A 1,540-nucleotide genomic window follows, 5' to 3' on the forward strand; every position below is an offset into this window, starting at 1 on the left:
AGGCTCTGTTAGACCAGGATTGACATTCCGCCCCGTCATCTTCTTGCGATTGCACAATGGTCGCCCCTTGTCGAATCTGAATCCGGCAAGGGGCGATGCGCCCGAGACCGGACGAGTTGCTCGCCTGGCCCTGCCGTTTCATGCCGACCTGCCGGCTAACTCGCCGTCTCCTCGTCGGGCGCCGGCGTCTTGACCCTCATCTCGAACGGCATCCCGCCCTCTCGGACGAGCGCCCTGAGGAACGCGTTGACGGCGGTGGACATGGACAGGCCGAGCTCGTCCAGGATGGCCGTGGCCTCCCTCTTGACCTCCGGGTCGATGCGGATCGTCGTGGCCGGTATGTTCGACGGCATGGCCTCACCCCTCCTCGTGTATCGCGGTGCGACCATTCTACCGCCTCTATGCGGCGGGCGCGGCCCAGTAGTCCATGTAGGGCGGCTCCACGTTGAACATGTCGCGGACGCGGCTCCTGCAGACGCCGTGCGCGAGCTGCCGCGCGACCGTGCGCCCGGCCGCGCCGGAATCGGTCGCCATGAAGGTCCGGCACCACCTGAACCAGGCGAGGTAGGCGTCGAGGTGCTTCGTCGACACGCCCCTGAACGGCTCCATGAAGGCGCCGAGGAGCGAGTGGACGGTGTTGACCCGGTTGATGGTCCCCCCGGAGCGGTCCTTGGGGTCGTAGGCCGCGTGCGCGGCGACCTCGAGCTCGGCGAGGACGCCGACGTAGGCGGCCGCCCTGTCGGTCGCGACGACCGAGCCGGCCGCGATGCGGCCCCTCAGCGCGTCCATGGCGCGCTCCCTCGAAAGGGCGCCCCGCCCCGTGACCTCGAGGAACGTCTCGTTCGAGTCGTTCACTCCGGTCATGACGCAGATCCGCTCGCGCGACAGCCCGCGTCTGTGCACCTGCTTGCCGCGGTGCCGGGAGGGGCGCGGCATCGTGAACGACCCCTTCGCGTGGTTGCCCTTGAACGACTCGGGGAAATAGGTCTCGTCGAGCTCGCAGCCGCAGCCCCGCTCGACCCTGAACGAGGGGGAGTAGGCCGAGAGGCACTCGATCAGCCTGTGGCGCATGGTGTAGGCGGTCTTGAGGCAGACGCGGCAGCGCCTCGCGCACTCGCGCAGGGGCAGCATGAGCACGAAGCACTCGGCGTAGGCCATCCAGGTCTCCTTCGGGAGCCTGCTCGTCCCCAGGATGCGCTCGCTGCCCATGCCGAAGGTCCTGCCGCAGCCCCGGCAGAGGTAGCGCTGCTCGCCGTTCTTCGATTTGCCCTTCTTCACGACCGCGGCGGACCCGCAGCGCGGGCAGCGTTCGATTTCGTAGGCGGAGCCGGCCGCGTCGTCGAACGCCGCCGCGCGGATCACGTCCCTGACGGACTCGATAGCGCGGCGGCGCTCGGTCTTGCTGAGGTTCGCCATGCCCTTCTTGAAGTTGAGGACCAGGTCTTCGGCGTTCATGCTGCCCCCATCATCGCGGTCTATGGGGTCAACGATATGGCACCGTGGGGACACATGTATGTCAATCCTGGTCTAACAGAGCCTT

Annotated in this window: 2 protein-coding genes; both read right to left on the reverse strand. The window is 67.6% G+C overall.

Annotation, left to right across the window (positions count from 1 at the left end):
• Positions 1–155 precede the first annotated feature (155 nt).
• Entirely contained in the window at positions 156–389 is a 234-nt protein-coding gene (locus I2D41_RS04430; RefSeq protein ID WP_229042131.1) for a type II toxin-antitoxin system RelB/DinJ family antitoxin, read from the reverse strand.
• Positions 390–399: 10 nt separating this feature from the next.
• A complete protein-coding gene (locus I2D41_RS04435; RefSeq protein ID WP_229042132.1) occupies positions 400–1,455 on the reverse strand; it encodes an IS1595 family transposase in 1,056 nt (351 codons plus the stop codon).
• Positions 1,456–1,540: the final 85 nt, after the last annotated feature.

This window comes from Collinsella aerofaciens (genome assembly GCF_015552075.1).
In the GTDB taxonomy this organism is placed as follows: domain Bacteria; phylum Actinomycetota; class Coriobacteriia; order Coriobacteriales; family Coriobacteriaceae; genus Collinsella; species Collinsella aerofaciens_Y.